Raw genomic sequence first — 18,599 nt, forward strand, 5'->3', positions numbered from 1 at the left:
AGAAAACATAAAAGAACTTTAATATTGGAAAAATATAAAATAGAAGTTTATATATACACTTAAACGGGTACATATGTAATCAGGTACTAATCATAAAGAATTTATTGTTGTAATATTAAATAAAAATATCAAACATCTGGAGGTACTTAATGTTAAAATTTATTTCTTTAATTGGATTATTGCTATATTTTGCAGTTTTACTTATTGCGGTAACAAAAGAAAAGAAAAATAATACTGTGGAAGATTATTTTTTTGCTGGTAGAAGTTTGCCATTTTGGGCATTATCAATTACTTTTATAGCATCATGGTGGGGTGCAGGTTCAGCAATTTCTACTGCTGATCTTGCCTATGATGACGGGTTAGGTGCATTTTGGTATTATGGAGTTCCAGTTCTTCTTTCAACATTTTTGATGATACTTGGAGCAAAGGCAATAAGAAAAGTAGGATATCTTACACAGGGAAAGATGATGGAAGCAAGATATAATTTATTTACTTCAAAATTATTGTCTGTTATGATACTTGTTTTTATGACTTTTTCTGCCGCTTCTCAGATGGTGGGAATCGGTAATTTTTTTGGCACATACCTTGGCATGAATTATGAGGCTGCTGTTTTAGTAGGTACAGGAATCGTATTGATATATTCTATGTTTGGAGGTTTTCGTGGCGTAGTTTTTACAGATATTATTCAATTTGTATTACTAGTTATATCTGCTGCAGCAGTATTTGTCATTGCAATTATAAACGCAGGAGGCTTAGAAAACATTTCTTCTGTAGCTACTTTAAAAGAAAAAGGTGAGTTCATGAGCTTTACTGCTGGGGCTTCGAAGTATATGATGTATGTGATTACATTTGGCTGTTCGTGGATGATACAGGCCAATGTATGGCAGCGTATTTCTGCTACTAGAAATGATAAAGATGCTAGAAAAATGACAGTTATGAGCTTTTTTGCATACATACCTTTGTATTTAATTGTAGTACTAACTGGAATGGCAGGAATTGTATTATTTGATAAATTACCAGAAGGTGGAGTTGTAATTGCTATTGTTACTGACTATATGCCTCCAGTTCTTGGAGCAATAGTATTTGTTGGTATTTCTGCAGCAATTATGTCTACAATGGATTCCCTAATCAATACTGGTGCAATGACTATTGCAATTGATTTAAATACAAAGGAAAATGATGAGGCAAAGAAACTCAAATTTTCTCGAATCTCAACTCTTATAGTTACAGCAGTTGCTTTGATTATTTCTTTGAGGATTCGTTCTATTTTAGAGATTTCTTGGATAGCATCTGATATTATAACTACAGGAGTTTTCGTTCCTCTTGTACTTGGCTTTATATGGCGTAGGGGTAATAGCAATGGAGCTACAGCTTCTATGATTGTCGGATTTACTTATTGTATTTATAATTTGTTAAATCAATTTGGTATAACGCTTCCAAAATTTTGGAAAGAACAATCTGCTATGCAGGTAGTTATTGGTGCTGCACTTTCACTATTTGTTTATGTTATAGTAAGTATGCTTACTAAACCAGAATATGAAAAGGCAGATCGATTTATCAAACAAGCAGGATTATTAAATATATCAAGTATATCAAGGGGGGTATATTGCTATGGGAAAGAAAGTAATCAGTCTAAGTATTGATGAAAGCGATATAGAGGGAATTCTAGAAAGTCGTATTATTTTAAAAAGCACTAATGAAATAGCTTATACTGATGAATATGAAGTTATAGATAATGAAAATTGTCTTCCGGATATTGGAAAGTTAGATTATAAGAACAAAGAGCTTGGATTGGATTTGAAAGATGTTACTTTAAGAGAACTTTATAAAAAAGTTTTAGACAAAGTTTTAAATTAAGTACTTACTAAGCAGAAAAATAATGCATTTGGTAAGGTGGTTATAATGAAGATTCAAGGTTATGATATCATTGTAGACATTGAAAGCACAAAAAAATATCGAGACAAATATAATGAACAGTGTCATTGCGAACAGTGTGAAAATTTTAGATTAAACTTTATTACTTATTATCCTAACATCGTAAAGTTTCTTCAACAGTTTGGTATAAATATTTATTATCCCTTAGAAATAATGGATTTAGGGTTTAATAATGAAATAGGCAGAAGGGAATATTTAGTGTATTATTCTGTTAAAGGGGTACTTCCAATAGATAAGATAGAATTAACAGTTAATGATGTAAATATAGTTTTAAGAAATTGGAATATAGCACATGAATCTTATGCTAATACGGGAATGGAAAGACCATATTTTATTATTGAGATTGGTAGTTTATTCTTAAAAGATACTAAGTATGAATTCTATAATGCAATAAAAAGTGGAAGAGAAATAGAATTTAGCTATAATGGAAAGAATTATTTTGTAAGTAGAAGTGATGATACTAATTGGTACATATATTGCGAAGAAACAAAGACAAAACAGCATTTTACATCCGTAGAAAAGTTGTTGAATAACGCTACGTTGGAAGATTTAAACATTAATGATTTATGGAATGATATAAGGATTGATTATATTTTATAATATTTACTATTATGATTTAATCTAATAATAGTTTAAAACATTGTTCAGATCCTGTCGTTTCAAAGGCAACATCTGCCATATTACCATTTGTTAATTTTCTAATTTCAGCAACTACATCAACTTCATTTGGATCAAGAACTGCAGCAACATTTTCGTTACGTGCGTATTCTTGACGTATTGATTTTCTTTGGATTACAAATATTTGGCTAGCACCGTTATAAAATTGTCAATATGTTTGTTAAGAAAAAAACAAATATATTAATTGTTCATGAATAATTTTACATATATTTTGGGTGTAACAGATATTATTTTTACATATGTAAAGTTTACTTGACATTTTTGAAACGCAGAGGTATTATATTAATGTAAAGTAAACTTTACATCTTAAAAGGAGGTATATATTATTGAAAAATAGGTTAGAAGAAATACGAAAGGCCCATGGGATTACTCAAGAACAATTAGCAAATGGTCTTAAAGTTTCTAGGCAGACAATAAGTTCATTGGAAAGTGGGAGATATAATCCATCTATAATATTAGCTTTTAAAATTGCTCGTTACTTTAAAACCACAATTGAAAATATTTTTATTTATGAGGAGGGTGTTGATGGTGAATAAAAAGAGGATTCAAATTATTTCAATTATATTATCAATTTTAGTTGGAGGAGCTTTAATAGGTTTTGGAGTATTTGGAGATTTTTCAGAAAGAGAAAATAGTAGTTTGCAAGGTGCACTAATGGGATTGGGAGCAGGTTTAATAGGAGCAGCAGGTGCACAACTTGTTTCAATTAGGATTTACACTAAAAACCCTGAATTGATGGATAAAAAAGTAATTGAAGTTAAAGACGAAAGGAACATAACAATAAAAAACAAAGCAAAAAGCAAAGTTTATGATATTTATAATTTAGTTTTTCCTATTATGATATTTGGACTGATTATAGCTAATGTTGACTTTACCCTAATTGGAATAATGTTAGTAATCTATGCATTTCGCATAATATTGTTGATTGCATATACTAATAAATACAATAGAGAAATGTAAGGGAGTTTAGGAATATTTATTGTGGGTTTTCTATTTTGATCTATTGATTATTATAAAGCTGAAGAAATTAAAAACACTTATCTCGAGATAAAAAATGGGCTATATGTGGACATTCTCTTGGAGGTGTTATGGCATCAGATTACGCATATAATAATCAAGAAGATATAAAAGCTTTGATATTATATGCATCATATCGTGAAGATACCAATGATTTATCTAAAATTGATATTACTGTTTTATTTATTTGGGGAACTAAAGATGGAGTTGTTCAAATAAATAAAATTATCGATTCTAAAAAAATTTTACCTAGGAATTCTATTTTTAAGAGTATAGAAGGTGGGAATGATAGTCAATATTATAATGCATTAAATGCACCATACAAGAAGATGACCATAATCAAGTATGCAGGACATACACCTTTTTTGGATAATCCAAGTGAGTTTTGTAATGGAGTTAAAGAGTTTTTATCCAACATAAACTTAAAAGGAGGTCAGAATTGAAATATTTCTTCAGTTAATATCGTGTGTAGATAAAATGATGGCAATATATTTGTGAGGAAGCAAAATATATATAAATAGGAGCACAGTTAAGGCTAGGATGTGTTTTCACGTACAAAAATACTGTTTCTTATTATAACCTTATTAGGATTAACTGTATCAAGATTTCCATCTACGTATACATATGCATAAAGAACATAATTATTATTCATTTATTTATTTATACTATCTTTTAAATTAATGGAGGTGTATATATGTGTGGAAGGTTTTTACTCGATAGAGAAATAAGTGAGATAATAAAAAAATATAAAATAAAAAACAACAAGGTTACAGAATACAATGTAGGCGATTTCTATCCAAGTAAAAAAGCACCTATTATTTTGGATGAAGAAAGTAAAACTATTACTCTAGCAAAATGGGGATTTTCAAACAGTAACAATAAAAAAGTTGTTATAAATGCAAGGAGTGAAACTATTACAGAAAAACCTATGTTTAAAAATGCCATATTAGGTTCAAGATGTGTAATTCCTGCTAATTTGTTTTATGAGTGGAAGGATGAAGGAAATAGAAAAAAGACTAAATATAAGATAAGATTCTACGATAACGATTTAATATTACTTGGAGGTATTTACAGGATATCTTATGATACAAACCAGAGAGAACAAATGTCATTTGTTATTATAACCACTGAGGCTGAAGGAGATATAAAGGCAATTCATCATCGAATGCCACTTATAATTAACAACGACGAACTAGATTTATGGATTAATAAAAATACATCAACTAGACTAGTCAAACAAATTCTTAAGTCTAATACTGGCAATAAATTAAAAATTGAAAAATGTGAAGCAGGAATAACTAGGAAAGATAAATTTGAGCAACTAAAAATGAAAATACAATATTGAAAAGCAGATTTAGGATGTGTAAATTTTAGCATTCAGGTAAAAATTCTGTTAAATAGATAACAGCACGGGTATAATAGTAATAATGAATTAAGGGAAAAAGGGGGGAATAAAATGTTTAAGTGGAAAGATGAATATAGCTGTAATATTAAAGAGATAGACAAGCAGCATCAAAAATTATTTGAAATAGGTTCTAGACTATATGAATTAGCGACCTTAGATGATGATATAGATAGATATGATGAAATGATGGAAATACTATCAGAATTAGCAGATTATACTATATATCATTTTGGTTATGAAGAAAAGCTCATGAAAAAGTATGGATATGAAGATTTAGAGCAACATAAAAAACAACATAAGGGTTTTGTAAACAAAATAATGTCTATAAAATCAGAAGAATTAGATGAAAATCAAAAGAAAATGGGAATGGATATGGTAGTATTTATTGCAAATTGGATAGAGAATCATATATTAAAGTCGGACCAAAGATATAAGGAATTCTTTAATAAAAATGGTGTATATTAATATTGTTTTAAGAAAAGCATGATATTAGCTTCCCCTTTTTTAGCTAATTAAAAATGCAGTAAAAAAAGAAAAAAACAAAAATATTTACAAAATTCGATATAATATGATATAATAGTATAAAAGACCTATATAAATAGTCAATTAGACCTATTGCTATATAGGTCTAAATTACCATTTATAATTAAGTACATACTTTTCAAAAAAGGCAAACCTATTGAAAAATAGGGACGCAAAGCCAAGGGCCTAAGGTTGATAAACTATGGTAGCCGGTTGCTGAAGAATTAGGTAAAACTTTCCATTCGGCAATCAAGGAAAGTTTTTTTAATTGTTTATCCTAACTTTTCAGCATTAATTATTTTATTAAAAATGCTAAAAGGGGATGAAAGTAATGATGAACTTTTTAGAAGCTAATACCATACGATTTGAATCAAGACATAATAATTTTGCAGCGGAATTAAAAGAATATTTAAGTGATATTAATGCAGATTTCTGCTTATTATTTTCAATAAAAGGTTGCAAGGTAAAAAAGATACTACACGTAGTTAATGAAGATAGTAAATTATCAGATTTAGATTTTCAAAACATGTATATTGATGTTTACAGCAATTATATTATAAATAATATGTTTAATGAAAGAAAAGCAATTATCAGTGAAGAACAAGAAAATAGTTTAGTAAAAGGTGTAAAAATTGAAATATACATTCCTGTGATTAAAGATACAGAGTTAATAGGATTTGTTTATATAGGTAGTTTAAATGAAAAAGTCATAACTTTAAATATTAAAAATTTAAATGAAATTATGAACAAATACATATTAGAGTTTTTTAACATTGAAAAAAAAGTACTTTCCAATGAAGTATTGTATAAGACAATTACTTTTGTTCATGAAATATTCAAAAATAAGTCAGAATATATGATTAGACATAATTATAATGTTGCGACGTGGGCGATTTCGATTGCAAAAAAAATGAACTTTCCTGAAAAAAAGGTGTTTAATATATGGAACTGTTAACTTAAAATGAAAAAATAGCATGATTTTATAGAAAAATTCTTAATGGATCTTGACCTTACAGCCCTATATGAATTTTAGCTATTACAATAAAGCTGTCAAGGGTCAAGATAAACGAGCAAAGCTCGCCCTTGACAGCTTTATTTTAAATAGCTATGGAATGGTTAAGGGCTGTAAAAATAAAAATTGCATAGCAAATAAACCAAGAAATAAGGCAAAGCAGAGAGAACCCTTAACAAGTAAATATTATGCAGATAATAACCAATTACTGCGATCTCTATCGCTATATTTGGCACCTGCTACCTGGGCAGGAGTAAGGTTACTCAAAGAAGAATGAGGCCGTATATAATTAAAGAAGAATACAAAGTTTGCAATTAAGTTATTAGCGCTTTCGAAACAGTTAAAACCTCGCTTTGGTTTATACCAGGCTTTAAATTCCTTATTAAAAGATTCAATTATATTGTTTGATATATCATCATCAAAAGATTCAACTCTTATATGGTTGGCACCGGCAAAGATAGATTTAGCAGGCACCTTATAAGCACTATATCTATCAGTAACGATAGTATTAGGAATGCCAAATTTCTTTGCTTTTTTAAAAAGGCTGAAGGCCTGGTTAGAATTTCTGTAAGGAGATAGATGAAAATTTATAATAAAGCGAGTTTCAGAATCAATGATAAACCAGAGATAATGTTTTTTACCATTAATTTTAACAACAGTTTCATCAGCATGCCACTCATCAGAAGAAGATAAGTCAATGGTTGAAGAAAGCTTACTAGATATACTGTCAAACAAAGGTGCAAACTTTTTAACCCAGGATGCAATGGATACATGGGAAACCTTAATATTATAAGTGATATATAGAAACTGCGATATCTTCCTTGTTGAAGAATTATTTAAAAAATAAAGGTTAAGAGCAGTAATAATAACAAACATAGGAAACCTCATTCTTTTAAAATCAGTTTTACCGGAAAGGTTAGACGATGAGGGATTATCGATAGTAGTTGGTTTAGCGATAAAGAAAGAATGGTAACACTTTTTATCTGAGCATCTATAGTTTGTATAGTGTTTATAATTATGATGAATAAAAGATGCTTTGCCACACTTGGGACATCTTGGATGTTTGGTATTGCGTGTAGTATTAGATTTAGGCTTTGTAGAAAATTGACGTCTACAATCACGGCATTGATACTTTTGATAACCATAAGGATCTTTGCCAAATTTATAAAGTTTTGAAGAATTACATCTAGGACACTTAATTTTTGGTATAATAGTCATAGGTCTCGACCTCCTTTGGAGTAGTGTTTTTGTGTCTATTGCTATTATACCTAAAGGAGTTCGAGACTTTCAATTTTCATTTAAGTTAACAGAACGTAATATATACATTGGAGCACTAATGCATGATATAGGGAAAATATTTATAGATAATGATATTCTGAATAAAGAAGATAAATTGACAGAAGAAGAATACGAAGAAGTAAAAAAGCATGCTGAAGTAGGGTATAATTACTATAACGAAATTATGGGACAGTTTTCAGATAGCCATATTTCTAGGTGTATACTTGAGCATCATGAAAAATGGGATGGAACGGGATATCCAAATAAATTAAAAGGCAAAAAAATAAGTATTGAAGGTAGAATACTGAAAGTAGCAGATTCAATAGATGCAATTATTTCTGATAGATGCTATAAAAAGAAAAAGGATTTAGGTGAGGCAATTCGAGAGCTTAGAAAGTGCAAAGGAAAAGATTTTGACCCTGTAATAGCTGATATAGCTATAGAAATTTTGCGGGAAAGATTAAATTATATTGGTGCTTCATTAGAAGAACCTATTATTCCTGGAAGATTAGCTATACAATTGAAGGATGGATATCGTTATGTTGACGGATTTGTTAAAAGAGAACATAATACTTTGATATTTGATATGGTAAAAACAGCTACAGGTATCGACAAGGAAGATATAGTAGGTGCTTCATTAGCTATAGAAAGATTGAATATCGTATTTGAATATTCAACACGAATAAAACACATATACAACAGTGAAATTATTTTATCTAATGTAAATGCAAAAGAAAATAAACAGGCTTTTGGATTATTGTGGGCTTTAAGTGGACAGTTATTTGAAATAAATACTGGAAAACGCTTTGATATTATAATTACTAGAATTTCTGGTAATGATCTTGTATTTAGTTTAGAAGATAATTATCCTATAACGAAAGATAAAAAGTATGGTATAATTGTAGAATTTGATGATGGAACAGAAGTGCCATTAACCGGAGAAGTAATAAGTAATGTAAAAATAATGAATAATATTCATTATAGATATCAATTTGTAGGAATAAAAGAAAAATATAGGGATATAATATTTAGACAAATATTTAGAAAACAAATAGAAATGAGAAAAGCACTTAACGGAATTGCATAAGACAAGGAATGTTTTTCTTTTATTGTTTTCAAATTGCAATTAGAGAATTATAAAGTAGAAATAGGTACATTGTTTTTTAAAGATTTTACTTGAGGAGGGTTATAGATGGATGCAATATTAAATAGGAGAAGTACTTAGAGTATAATTTTAGTAGGCAAAAACAACAAAAATGAAAAAGATGCCCGAAAGCACCTTTAACATATATGAATCATCCAATATAATAGTAATTAATAAGAAAACTATAAAAGGGATGATTACATGTATAATATAAGTTTAGATGAAAAAGAAATTAATTTCAAGAACTTAGAGAAAATTATATATAAGCTTGTATGCCGACAGGCATGTGAAATGCTCGTAGAGCTATTAGAAAAATTAGATAATAAATTAATGAAAGAAAGAGATAAAGAAGAATATAGAAATAAAGGATTAAAGAAAACTACCATAAAAACAATAATGGGCGAAATTGAATATAAACGTAGAATATATCAATATACTACACAAGAGGGTAAAAGAGGTTACAAATGCCTTTTAGATGAATACTTAAAAATGGAAACCATAGGACATATATCTACAAATCTAGTAGAAAAAATAGTAGATCTAGCAACAGATGAATCATATAGAAAAACAGCAAATAAAATAACAGAAATGACAAACCAAAGTATAAGTCATTCAGCAGCTTGGAACATAATACAAAACTTAGGAGAACAACTAAAACAAAAAGAAAAACACGAAATAAAATTAAACAACGAAGAAAAATTACAAGGCAAAAAAGAAACAAAAATATTGTTTGAAGAAATGGATGGAGTGTGGATAAATATCCAAGGTAAAGATAAAAAGACTAAGGGAAAAGAGAAAAAAGAACTAAAATTAGGAATTTTTTATGAAGGCTGGGAGAAGAAGCATGAGAAAAAAGATAGATATGTACTAAAGAACAAAAAAGCATATGCAAGCTTTGGAAGTAGTAAAGAATTTAGAAAACTAAGACAAGCCAAAATAGCGAAACAATATAATACTGACGAAATAGAAACAAAAATAGTAAATGGAGATGGAGCAAACTGGATAAAAGAAGTTATAAAAGAAGACAATTCACACTTTCAATTAGATCCATTTCATAGAAATCAAGCAGTACTTAAGAACATAGAAGATAAGAAAAAGGCAAAAGAAATAATAAAGAAACTAAGCAATGGTAACATAGAAGAAGGATTAGAAATGATAACAAAACTAATGATAGAAAACAATGATAATCAAAAGAAAATGAAGAAATTACAGGCACTATATAATTACCTAGTAAACAACAAAGAAGGGATAGTGCTCTACAAACTTCGCCCAGACATAAATATGCCGCAACCACCAGAAGGAATTAAATATAGAAATCTAGGAACAATGGAACATAGCATATGTGATATATTAGCACAAAGGATGAAAGGGAATAAAACAAGTTGGTCAATACAAGGAGCCAGTAACTTAGCCAAGATACTAGCAGAAAAAGCAAGCAAAGAATTAGCAACAACAATAAAATCACTACTGAACAAAGAAATAAAAGAAGAAAAGCTTGAAGAAATAATAGAAAAAGTAGGATTAACAGCAGCAGAAGTAAATAAAAAGCCAAAGAAAAGCAAGATATACAAACACAAAAGAGCAAGCATGCCATTTAGTCAATGTTCAGTAACTAACGGAAGAAAAGCCATAAAGGACATGTTAGGTTGCAAATGTGCAAGTCAAATGAACCTAAGTTTTTAATATCTAATATATTATATAACTTAAAAGAATAAGCTAACATACGATACCTATGCTCTAATATAAGCCTAAAAAAATACAACATAATAGAGCATTAATACTGATGAATAAATAGAATTAGACCTAAAAATAGGGCTCTCAGACTTATTGTTATTCTATAATCATAAGTCTAGTATTATAGAATAACAATTTTGAAATCATTGTAAAGTATATGTAAATTTATTTTTAAAATTGTAGAAAGTATAAATAGAATACTCTTGCCCTATCGGGCATAAAAACATAATTAAAACAGCAAAATTGGATGATTAAATTTAAAAATAATAATTTTGCCAACTTTTACTTGACAGTATCATGAAATGTAAATGAGTAGACACAATAAAAATAATAGGTTATACTAATTAAAAGGCAGGGAATTTTTCCCCGCCTTTTAATTTTACACAAAAGTTATGATAAGAAGCAAGTTTTGTTTCAAGGTAAAACTATTTCAAAGTAAAGTGAAATAATTTAAACTGGCATTGTGTTAAGCAAAATGTTAGTCTTATATTAAGAAATAATCTTTCTTAACTATGAGCTTTACTCATTTAATAAACTTGTTTTATTAAATAATCAAAAATTTTTTGATTTTAATTTATAGGGTTTTATTTTATAAATAGGAAAACGCTCCACTTAGTTAATAATACGGGAGGACAATTGATGATTTGTTTAAATTCAAGGCAAATTGATATTATTGAGTGGCTTATAAAAGAATTTGAGCCAATTAGTATTAAACAAATGGCCTTTAAATATGAGGTGAGTACTAGAACTATTCGATATGATATAGATTTAATTGATAGCTGGTTAACTCAAAATGAAGCCACCTTAATTAGAGTTCCAAAAAAAGGTATAAAACTAAAGAGCTATTGCGAACGAGATGTTTTGTTAGGAAAGCTGAAATTTTTATCAGTAGAAAATAGGATACTTTCTGATAAAGAGAGAATTAAATATGTTGTTTTAGAATTACTAAATAGTAAAACACCATTAACTATAGAAAGCTTAAGCAATAAGCTGTTTTTAAGTAAAAATACAATCATCAAGACCATAAAAGGTGCAAAGCAATACTTAAATGAATACAAGCTTCAATTGTCTAAAAGCACAAAAGGTGGATTTTACATTGAAGGAACAGAAGAAAGAATTCGCAAGTTGCAATTGTTTATTTTTTTAGATGTATTCGATAGTGAAAATATTTTAAAAATATTAAGGCAAGAAATTAATTATGAAGATATAAATGACTTAATATTTAATTATAGTGATTTTATTCAAATTAATGTTATGAAAAAATTAGCTGATGATCTAGTAAAAATTCAAAACAAATACAATTATTTTCTCACAGATGTTGATTTTATTAAGGTGATTTTTTATATGTCAATAATGATTAATAGGGTGAGTAAAGGTAAGGTTATTGATAAGACTAATAATTCATTAAAAGAAACTATTGAATATAGTATTGCAAGAGATTTGTATTATAAAATATCTAAGTATAATGATATTGATGTACAAGCTGGAGAAGTTAATGAACTAGCAAAATATTTAATTGAATCAAAATCATTTAACACTATAAATAAACTTAGGGAATTGTCGATAGATGAAGTGGTTGATAGAAAAACTATTGAAATTACGCAAAGATTTATATCTTATGTTGAGAAGAAAATCAACATTAATATTAAAGATGACACTCAATTGTTCAATGGTTTAGCACTTCACTTAAAAAGTGCTTTAGCTAGAATTCAAAATAATTCGCAAATAAATAATATGTACACAGGAGAAATTAAAACCAATTATCCTTTTGTATATCAGGTTATAGAAGAAATAATAAAGGATATGTCTGACGTTTTTGGTGAAAATGTCAGTGATGATGAGATTGCTTATATTGTACTACATGTTCGTGCTGCTTATGAAAGAATTAGTGAAAAACAATCAATATATACAGCATTATTAATATGTCCTGAAGGAATATCGTTTTTAAGCATTTTATCTACTAGAATAAAAAAAGAAATTCCTAACTTAAATTTAATTGAAACTTGTTCTGTATATGATTATCAGCAGTTTAAGACGGAAATAGATTTTGTTATATCTACAATTCCTTTGAATGTAAATGAAACTGATGTGGTAATAGTTAGCCCTTTTATGTGCAATGATGATATTTATAAAATAAAGCAATTAATATTGCAACTAAATAAGTTTAGAGTTATTTATAAATACAGCTATGAAGATAAGGAAAGGAAGATGCTTATGTTAAAGGATATATTAAAAAAAGAATCAATTATGCTTAATGTTAAAGTTCGTGATTGGGAAGAAGCAATTGAAAAAGCAGGTAGTATTTTAGTTAATGAGGGGAAGGTTGAAAAATCATATGTCGATAATATGATTCAATCAGTTAAGGATTTAGGACCATATATAGTAGTTATGCCTAGTATAGCATTTGCACATGCTAGACCAGATGAATCAGTAAAAGAAACATGTATGAGTATGATTACTTTGAAAAATCCAGTAGAATTTGGTAGCAAACAAAATGATCCAGTTAGCATTGTTTTTGCATTTGGTGCAAATAACAAGGGCGAGCATTTAAAAGCTCTTCAAGATTTGGCTAAATTTTTATCTGTGGAGAAAAATATTAAATTCTTAAATAATGCTACTGATGTTGATGAAATTTACGAAAAAATAATTGATGATAAACAAATGTGATATTAAAGAAATTATATAATTACTACAAGTTAAAAATTCTGTAAGTTATTTAAATAAATAAGGAGGAATTAAAATGGGAAAAAAAATTAAGGTATTAGCCGTATGTGGCTTTGGGGTAGGAACAAGCTTGATATTGAAAATGAATATTGATGAGATTTTAAAGAAGAATAATGTTGATGCAGAAGTTGTAAATACAGATATTACATCCGCTGCATCATATCCAGCAGATATAATTTTCACTTCTAACGAACTCTATAATCAACTTGCTGATAAAGTAAGTGTTCCTTTAGTTAAAATAGACAATTTTATGAACAAAGATGAAATCGAAGAAAAAGGTATTGCTGCAATTAAAGAATTACTTTAGGAAATAAAATATTTTCCACTCTGTATTAATGATAAATAAAACTTAGAGCTTAACAGGCCTAAGTATGCTTATAAAAAATTATAAAGGAGGTATAAATTGTATGGGGTTTATTAACTACTTAACTAACAATATTTTCAAGCAGCCACCAATTTTATTAGGATTAATAGCTTTAGTGGGGTTATTGATTCAACAAAAAAGCTTTAGTGACGTATTAAAAGGCACCTTTAAGACAATTATAGGAGTTATAGTACTTTTTAAAGGAGTTAATATTATCAGTACATCAATTTCTCCATTAGCTAGTGCGTTTTCGACATTATATGATCTACCTCAAGGTAATCAGTTTGACCCAAATGCATGGGTAAACTTTATAGGTACCCATGGTAGTGAGATTGGTATCGTAATTTTATTAGCATTTATAATTAATTTAATTGTTGCTAGAATATCACCAATGAAGAACATTTTCTTAACTGGACATATCTTTTTCTGGATGTCATATATATTTGTAGCTGTAGGAGTTGAAGCAGGCTTATCTGGAATAGGACTAATTGTTTTTGCAACATTATTTTTATCATTGTATATAATAGTAGTTCCAGCTTTGATGAGACCTTTAGTTAAGAAAGTAACTGGAACTGACCAATTTACAATTGGTCATACTACTGCTGTATTTTGTTTCATAGGTGCAGGTATAGGTAAGTTATTTGGAAACAAAGAAAAATCGACAGAAGATTTAAAAGTTCCTGAATATTTAGACTTTTTTAAAGAAACTACAATTGCTACATCTTTAATTTTGTTTTTAACTTATATAATTGTAGGTTTAATTATCGGAACTGAAGCCAGAGTAGCTGCTTTTGGCGCTGCTATAGGAAGCATTGGAACAATAGGTGGTATGCAATATGACTTATTTAGTTTCAGTTTAATGGCAGGATTAACTTTTGGTGCAGGGCTTACGGTATTATTGGCAGGTGTTCGTCTAATGCTTGGTGAAATTGTTCCAGCATTTAAGGGTATATCTGATAAATTAATACCTAATTCAGTACCAGCATTAGATGTACCAATGGTATTTCCATATGCTCCAAATGCATTAACAATTGGTTTCTTAGCAAGTATGATTACAAGTATTTTAACTATAGTAATAATGGCTTCAACAGGAACTATGGCATATGCAATAATTCCTCTTACTGTAGCTTGCTTCTTTGATGTTGCTCCAAGTGCAATTTTTGCTAATGCTTACGGTGGACGAAGAGGAGCAATATTAGCCAGTGCCATAAGTGGTGTAGTAATGGTATTATTGGTTAGTTTAGCAATGCCAGTATTATTTAATACAGTAGCTGGATTTAACCAAGCATTTGGTGGTAATGATTTCTCACTATGGGCAATAATTAGTTCATTTTTCTCTAGGCTATTCTAAGTTCATTATATAAAAATATGGCATGCACTTTGTGCGTGTCATATTTTTAGTAAATTTCGGGGAGGTTGAGCATGAAATTTGGTATACATTTATCAACATTTACAAGAGAATGGACAGAAGATGTATTGCAGTATATACCAGTAGTAAAACAATATGGATATGACGGAGTAGAATTACCTTTAATATCTCCTGATGAAATAGACTTAATAAAGGTAAAAAAATTATTAAATGAATATGGTCTTGAATGTACTTGTGGTACAGGGTTGAATCCACAAAGAGATATATCATCATCAGAGGAGCAAATAAGAGATAATGGGATAAAGCATTTAAAAAGATGTATTGATATTTGCAACGAATTGGAGAGTGACTGTTTAGGCGGTGTACTTTATGCTCCTTGGGGTCAGGCTAAAATGAGAAGTGAAGCAAAAGACGATATTAAAAGGAGCTTAGAGGCATTAAGTTTAATTGGAGAATATGCAGGGAAAAGAGGAGTTGTACTTGCAATTGAAATATTAAACCGGTATGAATCTTATTTTCTTAATACAGTAAGAGAAGGCAAAGAATATCTTAAACAAATAAACAATAAAAATGTTAAGCTTCATTTTGATACATTCCATTCTAATATAGAGGAAAAAAATATGTACAATGCTATTGTTGAAGGTGGAGAAGATATTTACCACATTCATTTTTGTGAGAACAATAGAGGAGTACCAGGCAGCGGAAGTATAAATTGGGATGAAGTTAAAAGAGGAATTAAAGATATAAACTATGATAGATGGATTACTTTAGAAAATTTCGTCATGTCTGAATGTGGTGTAGGCAAAGACGTTTATATATGGAGAAATATAGAGAAAGATGGTAATACTGCAGCTCGGGAAGGTATTAAGTTTATAAAAAAATTGTTTAGGGAGGAAGGGAAATAATGTTAACTTCAAAGGAAGTAAGAGAAATGTTAATAAATATTGCTGATATGTATATAGAAAAAAAAGAAGAATTATCAAAATATGATGCTGTAATAGGTGATGGGGATCATGGAATTACTATGGCAAGAGGTGCAAAGGCAGCAAAGGAAAAAATACTTGCAGTAGAAGAAGGAACATGTAGAGATTATTTTAAGCTATATGGTAGGACTTTAGTTTCTACACTTGGTGGAGCTATGGGACCATTATTCGGTTCGATTTTTTTAGAGTTATCAAAGGCATGTAAAGGTAGTGAAACTTTTGGGGTAAATGAATTAAGCAAAGGAATAGCCGAGGCTGAATATAAGATATGTGATTTAGGTGGTGCTAAAGTTGGAGATAAGACCATGATAGATGCAATTCATCCTACTGCAGAAGCTTTATTAAAAGCTAAAGAAGAAGGAGATAATTTAGAAGAGGCTGTTAAAAAGGCAGTAGAAGCTGCTTATTCAGGAGTGCAAGCGACTATTCCATTAATAGCTAAGAGGGGTCGCTCAAAATATTTACAAGAGAAAGCTATTGGCCATCAAGATGCAGGTGCTACATCTTTTTATTATTTAATTAAAGAGATGCATAAATATATAAGTCATAAGAGGAGTGAAGCAGATGAAAATTAAAAAATTTATTAATGATTGTGATAATATTGTTCATGATACAGTAGAAGGTTTTGTAAAAGCTTATGGAGATAAAATAAAAAAGCATCCTACTAGTAATGTGGTTTTAAGGAAAGAATTAGAAGCTGGAAAAGTTGGCGTAGTTATTGGAAATGGTTCTGGACATGAGCCAGCATGTATAGGTTTTGTTGGTAAAAATATGTTAACTGCTAATGCATATGGTGGAATATTTGCAGCACCAGGTCCAGATACGTTGTACGATGCTATAGAAGCAGCTGATACTGGTAAAGGTGTATGTGTGCTAATTTCTAACCATGCAGGTGATGTGATCAATTCAAAAATGGCAATAGATATGGCACAGGATGACGATATAAACTGCAAAGGTGTAATATTATACGATGACATAGCATCTGCACCAAAAGGGAAAGAAAAGGAAAGAAGAGGTACAGCAGGTACTTTATTTAGCTATAAGATTGTTGGCTCATATGCAGATGAAGGACATAGCTTAGAAGAAGTAGTAAAAATGGCAGAAAAGGTTAGAGATAATACTAGGACATTAACAGTGGCAACTGTACCGGGAACATCTCCTATTACTGGATATAAAATGTTTGAAATTAGTGAAGATGAAATAGAGATAGGTATGGGAGTACATGGAGAAGCATCAGCACATACGATGAAGATTTCTACAGCTAAGGAGATTGCTGAAGTTATGTGTGAAAAACTAATAAATGATAAACCTTATGTAGAAGGTGATGAAGTTGCTGTGTTAGTTAACGGATGTGGACAGACCACTTATATGGAACTGCTTATCTTTTATAATGAAGTTGAAAAAATTCTTAGCAATAAAGGCATAAAGGTGTATAAACCAGCAATTGGAAGTTTTGTTACTACTCAAGAAATGGGAGGCATAGCACTTGCTTTTTGCAAATTAGATGATGAGATGAAAAAAATGTGGGCAAAGGAAACAGATGCTCCTGGTTTTAAAATATAAGGTGGTGAGTAAATGAAATTATTGGACATGAAAACTTTGCTTAACAATGCAGAGAAAAAAGAATCAGGAATTGCTGCAATTAATGTTAGTAATGTTGAAACGATTAACGCTGTTATGGAAGCTGCATCAATAGTAAATTATCCAGTTATATTACAGGTTGCACCAATACAATTAAATGTACAAAAAATTTCTTATACAGAAATAGTAGAAATAATAAAGATATTAGGTAAAAAATACGATGTTAAAACAGCAATTCACTTAGACCACGCAGAAACGGTAGAGGATTGTATAGAGGCTATTGATGCAGGTTTTACATCTGTAATGTATGACGGTTCTAATGTGTCCTTAGATAAAAATGTAGAGAATTCTAAAAAGGTTGTAGCTTATGCAAAAAAAAGAAATGTTACTGTTGAGGCTGAACTTGGTAGGGTTGCAGGAGCAGAAGGAGTAGAAGTTGATTCAATTAAAGGATTGATGACTGACCCTAAACTTGCCTCTTTTTTCGTTGAAAGCACTGATGTTGACTGTTTAGCAGTATCAATTGGAAATGCTCATGGCCATTATAAATATGAGCCAAAACTTGATTTTGAGAGACTTAAAAAGATTAAAGAGCAAGCTAAAATTCCTCTTGTATTACATGGAGGCACAGGGATACCAGATAAAGATATAAAAAAGGCCATAAGTCTAGGAATTAGAAAAATTAATTTTTTTACCGAAATAGATTCCGAATTTGTCAAAGGTTTTGTAGATGCGTATGAAAAAAATAAAAAGATATATATGATGAATGCTCAGGAGTCAGGTAGACAGAGAATGATTAAAAAATCGTTGGAAAAAATTAAGCTGTGTATGAGCCGTTGAGAGGAGGTAAATT

Annotated in this window: 19 protein-coding genes, 1 pseudogene and 1 riboswitch; of the genes and pseudogenes, 18 read left to right on the forward strand and 2 right to left on the reverse strand. The window is 29.5% G+C overall.

The window, feature by feature from the left end:
• The first annotated feature begins 149 nt into the window (after window positions 1-149).
• Genes ACZ41D_RS02065 through ACZ41D_RS02075 form a run of 3 tightly spaced genes read left to right on the forward strand, consistent with a single transcriptional unit; the run spans window position 150 to window position 2,535 of the window.
• Complete coding sequence (locus ACZ41D_RS02065) at window positions 150-1,643, forward strand: sodium:solute symporter family protein (RefSeq protein ID WP_464152263.1); 1,494 nt, start codon at window positions 150-152, stop codon at window positions 1,641-1,643.
• Window positions 1,612-1,857 carry a hypothetical protein gene (locus ACZ41D_RS02070; RefSeq protein ID WP_464152264.1) on the forward strand — a complete coding sequence of 82 codons (246 nt, stop codon included), beginning with the start codon at window positions 1,612-1,614 and terminating at the stop codon, window positions 1,855-1,857. The genes ACZ41D_RS02065 and ACZ41D_RS02070 overlap by 32 nt, the downstream gene beginning before the upstream one ends.
• Window positions 1,858-1,902: 45 nt before the next feature.
• Complete coding sequence (locus tag ACZ41D_RS02075; RefSeq protein ID WP_464152265.1) at window positions 1,903-2,535, forward strand: hypothetical protein; 633 nt, start codon at window positions 1,903-1,905, stop codon at window positions 2,533-2,535.
• Window positions 2,536-2,551: 16 nt separating this feature from the next.
• On the opposite strand, the gene ACZ41D_RS02080 is transcribed toward ACZ41D_RS02075, so the two are convergent.
• Window positions 2,552-2,737 (reverse strand): zinc-binding dehydrogenase, encoded by a 186-nt coding sequence (locus tag ACZ41D_RS02080; protein ID WP_464153104.1) that lies wholly within the window; start codon window positions 2,735-2,737, stop codon window positions 2,552-2,554.
• A 202-nt stretch (window positions 2,738-2,939) separates the two neighbouring features.
• Between ACZ41D_RS02080 and ACZ41D_RS02085 the strand changes: the two genes are divergently transcribed.
• The 6 genes and pseudogenes from ACZ41D_RS02085 to ACZ41D_RS02110 all read left to right on the forward strand — a co-directional run bounded on the left by ACZ41D_RS02085 (window position 2,940) and on the right by ACZ41D_RS02110 (window position 6,512).
• Window positions 2,940-3,149 carry a helix-turn-helix transcriptional regulator gene (locus ACZ41D_RS02085; protein ID WP_464152266.1) on the forward strand — a complete coding sequence of 70 codons (210 nt, stop codon included), beginning with the start codon at window positions 2,940-2,942 and terminating at the stop codon, window positions 3,147-3,149.
• Window positions 3,139-3,573 carry a hypothetical protein gene (locus ACZ41D_RS02090; protein WP_464152267.1) on the forward strand — a complete coding sequence of 145 codons (435 nt, stop codon included), beginning with the start codon at window positions 3,139-3,141 and terminating at the stop codon, window positions 3,571-3,573. Before ACZ41D_RS02085 ends, ACZ41D_RS02090 begins: the two co-directional genes overlap by 11 nt.
• Window positions 3,574-3,671: 98 nt before the next feature.
• Window positions 3,672-4,073: pseudogene (locus tag ACZ41D_RS02095) on the forward strand (alpha/beta hydrolase); the annotation flags it as partial.
• Between the two features lie 251 nt (window positions 4,074-4,324).
• A complete protein-coding gene (locus ACZ41D_RS02100; protein WP_464152268.1) occupies window positions 4,325-4,975 on the forward strand; it encodes an SOS response-associated peptidase in 651 nt (216 codons plus the stop codon).
• A gap of 111 nt (window positions 4,976-5,086) precedes the next feature.
• On the forward strand, window positions 5,087-5,500 hold the full coding sequence (locus ACZ41D_RS02105; RefSeq protein WP_464152269.1) for a bacteriohemerythrin: 414 nt from the start codon (window positions 5,087-5,089) through the stop codon (window positions 5,498-5,500).
• Window positions 5,501-5,694: 194 nt separating this feature from the next.
• A riboswitch (cyclic di-GMP riboswitch) is annotated at window positions 5,695-5,778 on the forward strand.
• Between the two features lie 110 nt (window positions 5,779-5,888).
• Window positions 5,889-6,512: an HD-GYP domain-containing protein gene (locus ACZ41D_RS02110; protein WP_464152270.1), complete on the forward strand. Its 624-nt coding sequence runs from the start codon at window positions 5,889-5,891 to the stop codon at window positions 6,510-6,512.
• A gap of 243 nt (window positions 6,513-6,755) precedes the next feature.
• Here ACZ41D_RS02110 and ACZ41D_RS02115 read toward each other — a convergent pair whose 3' ends face one another.
• Window positions 6,756-7,787 carry an IS6 family transposase gene (locus ACZ41D_RS02115; protein WP_464150957.1) on the reverse strand — a complete coding sequence of 344 codons (1,032 nt, stop codon included), beginning with the start codon at window positions 7,785-7,787 and terminating at the stop codon, window positions 6,756-6,758.
• Window positions 7,788-7,818: 31 nt separating this feature from the next.
• Between ACZ41D_RS02115 and ACZ41D_RS02120 the strand changes: the two genes are divergently transcribed.
• The 9 genes from ACZ41D_RS02120 to ACZ41D_RS02160 all read left to right on the forward strand — a co-directional run bounded on the left by ACZ41D_RS02120 (window position 7,819) and on the right by ACZ41D_RS02160 (window position 18,586).
• Entirely contained in the window at window positions 7,819-8,934 is a 1,116-nt protein-coding gene (locus tag ACZ41D_RS02120) for an HD domain-containing phosphohydrolase (protein ID WP_464152271.1), read from the forward strand.
• A 258-nt stretch (window positions 8,935-9,192) separates the two neighbouring features.
• Window positions 9,193-10,674, forward strand: coding sequence for an ISLre2 family transposase (locus tag ACZ41D_RS02125; RefSeq protein WP_464150702.1), 1,482 nt, complete (start codon window positions 9,193-9,195; stop codon window positions 10,672-10,674).
• A 690-nt stretch (window positions 10,675-11,364) separates the two neighbouring features.
• Window positions 11,365-13,392: a BglG family transcription antiterminator gene (locus ACZ41D_RS02130; protein ID WP_464152272.1), complete on the forward strand. Its 2,028-nt coding sequence runs from the start codon at window positions 11,365-11,367 to the stop codon at window positions 13,390-13,392.
• Window positions 13,393-13,465: 73 nt separating this feature from the next.
• On the forward strand, window positions 13,466-13,756 hold the full coding sequence (locus ACZ41D_RS02135) for a PTS sugar transporter subunit IIB (protein ID WP_464152273.1): 291 nt from the start codon (window positions 13,466-13,468) through the stop codon (window positions 13,754-13,756).
• A gap of 100 nt (window positions 13,757-13,856) precedes the next feature.
• Window positions 13,857-15,164 carry a PTS ascorbate transporter subunit IIC gene (locus tag ACZ41D_RS02140; protein WP_464152274.1) on the forward strand — a complete coding sequence of 436 codons (1,308 nt, stop codon included), beginning with the start codon at window positions 13,857-13,859 and terminating at the stop codon, window positions 15,162-15,164.
• A 71-nt stretch (window positions 15,165-15,235) separates the two neighbouring features.
• Window positions 15,236-16,087 carry a sugar phosphate isomerase/epimerase family protein gene (locus ACZ41D_RS02145; RefSeq protein WP_464152275.1) on the forward strand — a complete coding sequence of 284 codons (852 nt, stop codon included), beginning with the start codon at window positions 15,236-15,238 and terminating at the stop codon, window positions 16,085-16,087.
• On the forward strand, window positions 16,087-16,740 hold the full coding sequence (gene dhaL, locus ACZ41D_RS02150; protein ID WP_464152276.1) for a dihydroxyacetone kinase subunit DhaL: 654 nt from the start codon (window positions 16,087-16,089) through the stop codon (window positions 16,738-16,740). Before ACZ41D_RS02145 ends, dhaL begins: the two co-directional genes overlap by 1 nt.
• Window positions 16,730-17,728 carry a dihydroxyacetone kinase subunit DhaK gene (locus ACZ41D_RS02155; protein ID WP_464152277.1) on the forward strand — a complete coding sequence of 333 codons (999 nt, stop codon included), beginning with the start codon at window positions 16,730-16,732 and terminating at the stop codon, window positions 17,726-17,728. The genes dhaL and ACZ41D_RS02155 overlap by 11 nt, the downstream gene beginning before the upstream one ends.
• 12 nt (window positions 17,729-17,740) lie before the next feature.
• The gene (locus ACZ41D_RS02160) at window positions 17,741-18,586 is read left to right on the forward strand and encodes a class II fructose-bisphosphate aldolase (protein WP_464152278.1); all 846 of its coding nucleotides are present in this window, start codon (window positions 17,741-17,743) and stop codon (window positions 18,584-18,586) included.
• Window positions 18,587-18,599: the final 13 nt, after the last annotated feature.

The sequence above is a fragment of the Brassicibacter thermophilus genome, from assembly GCF_055378355.1.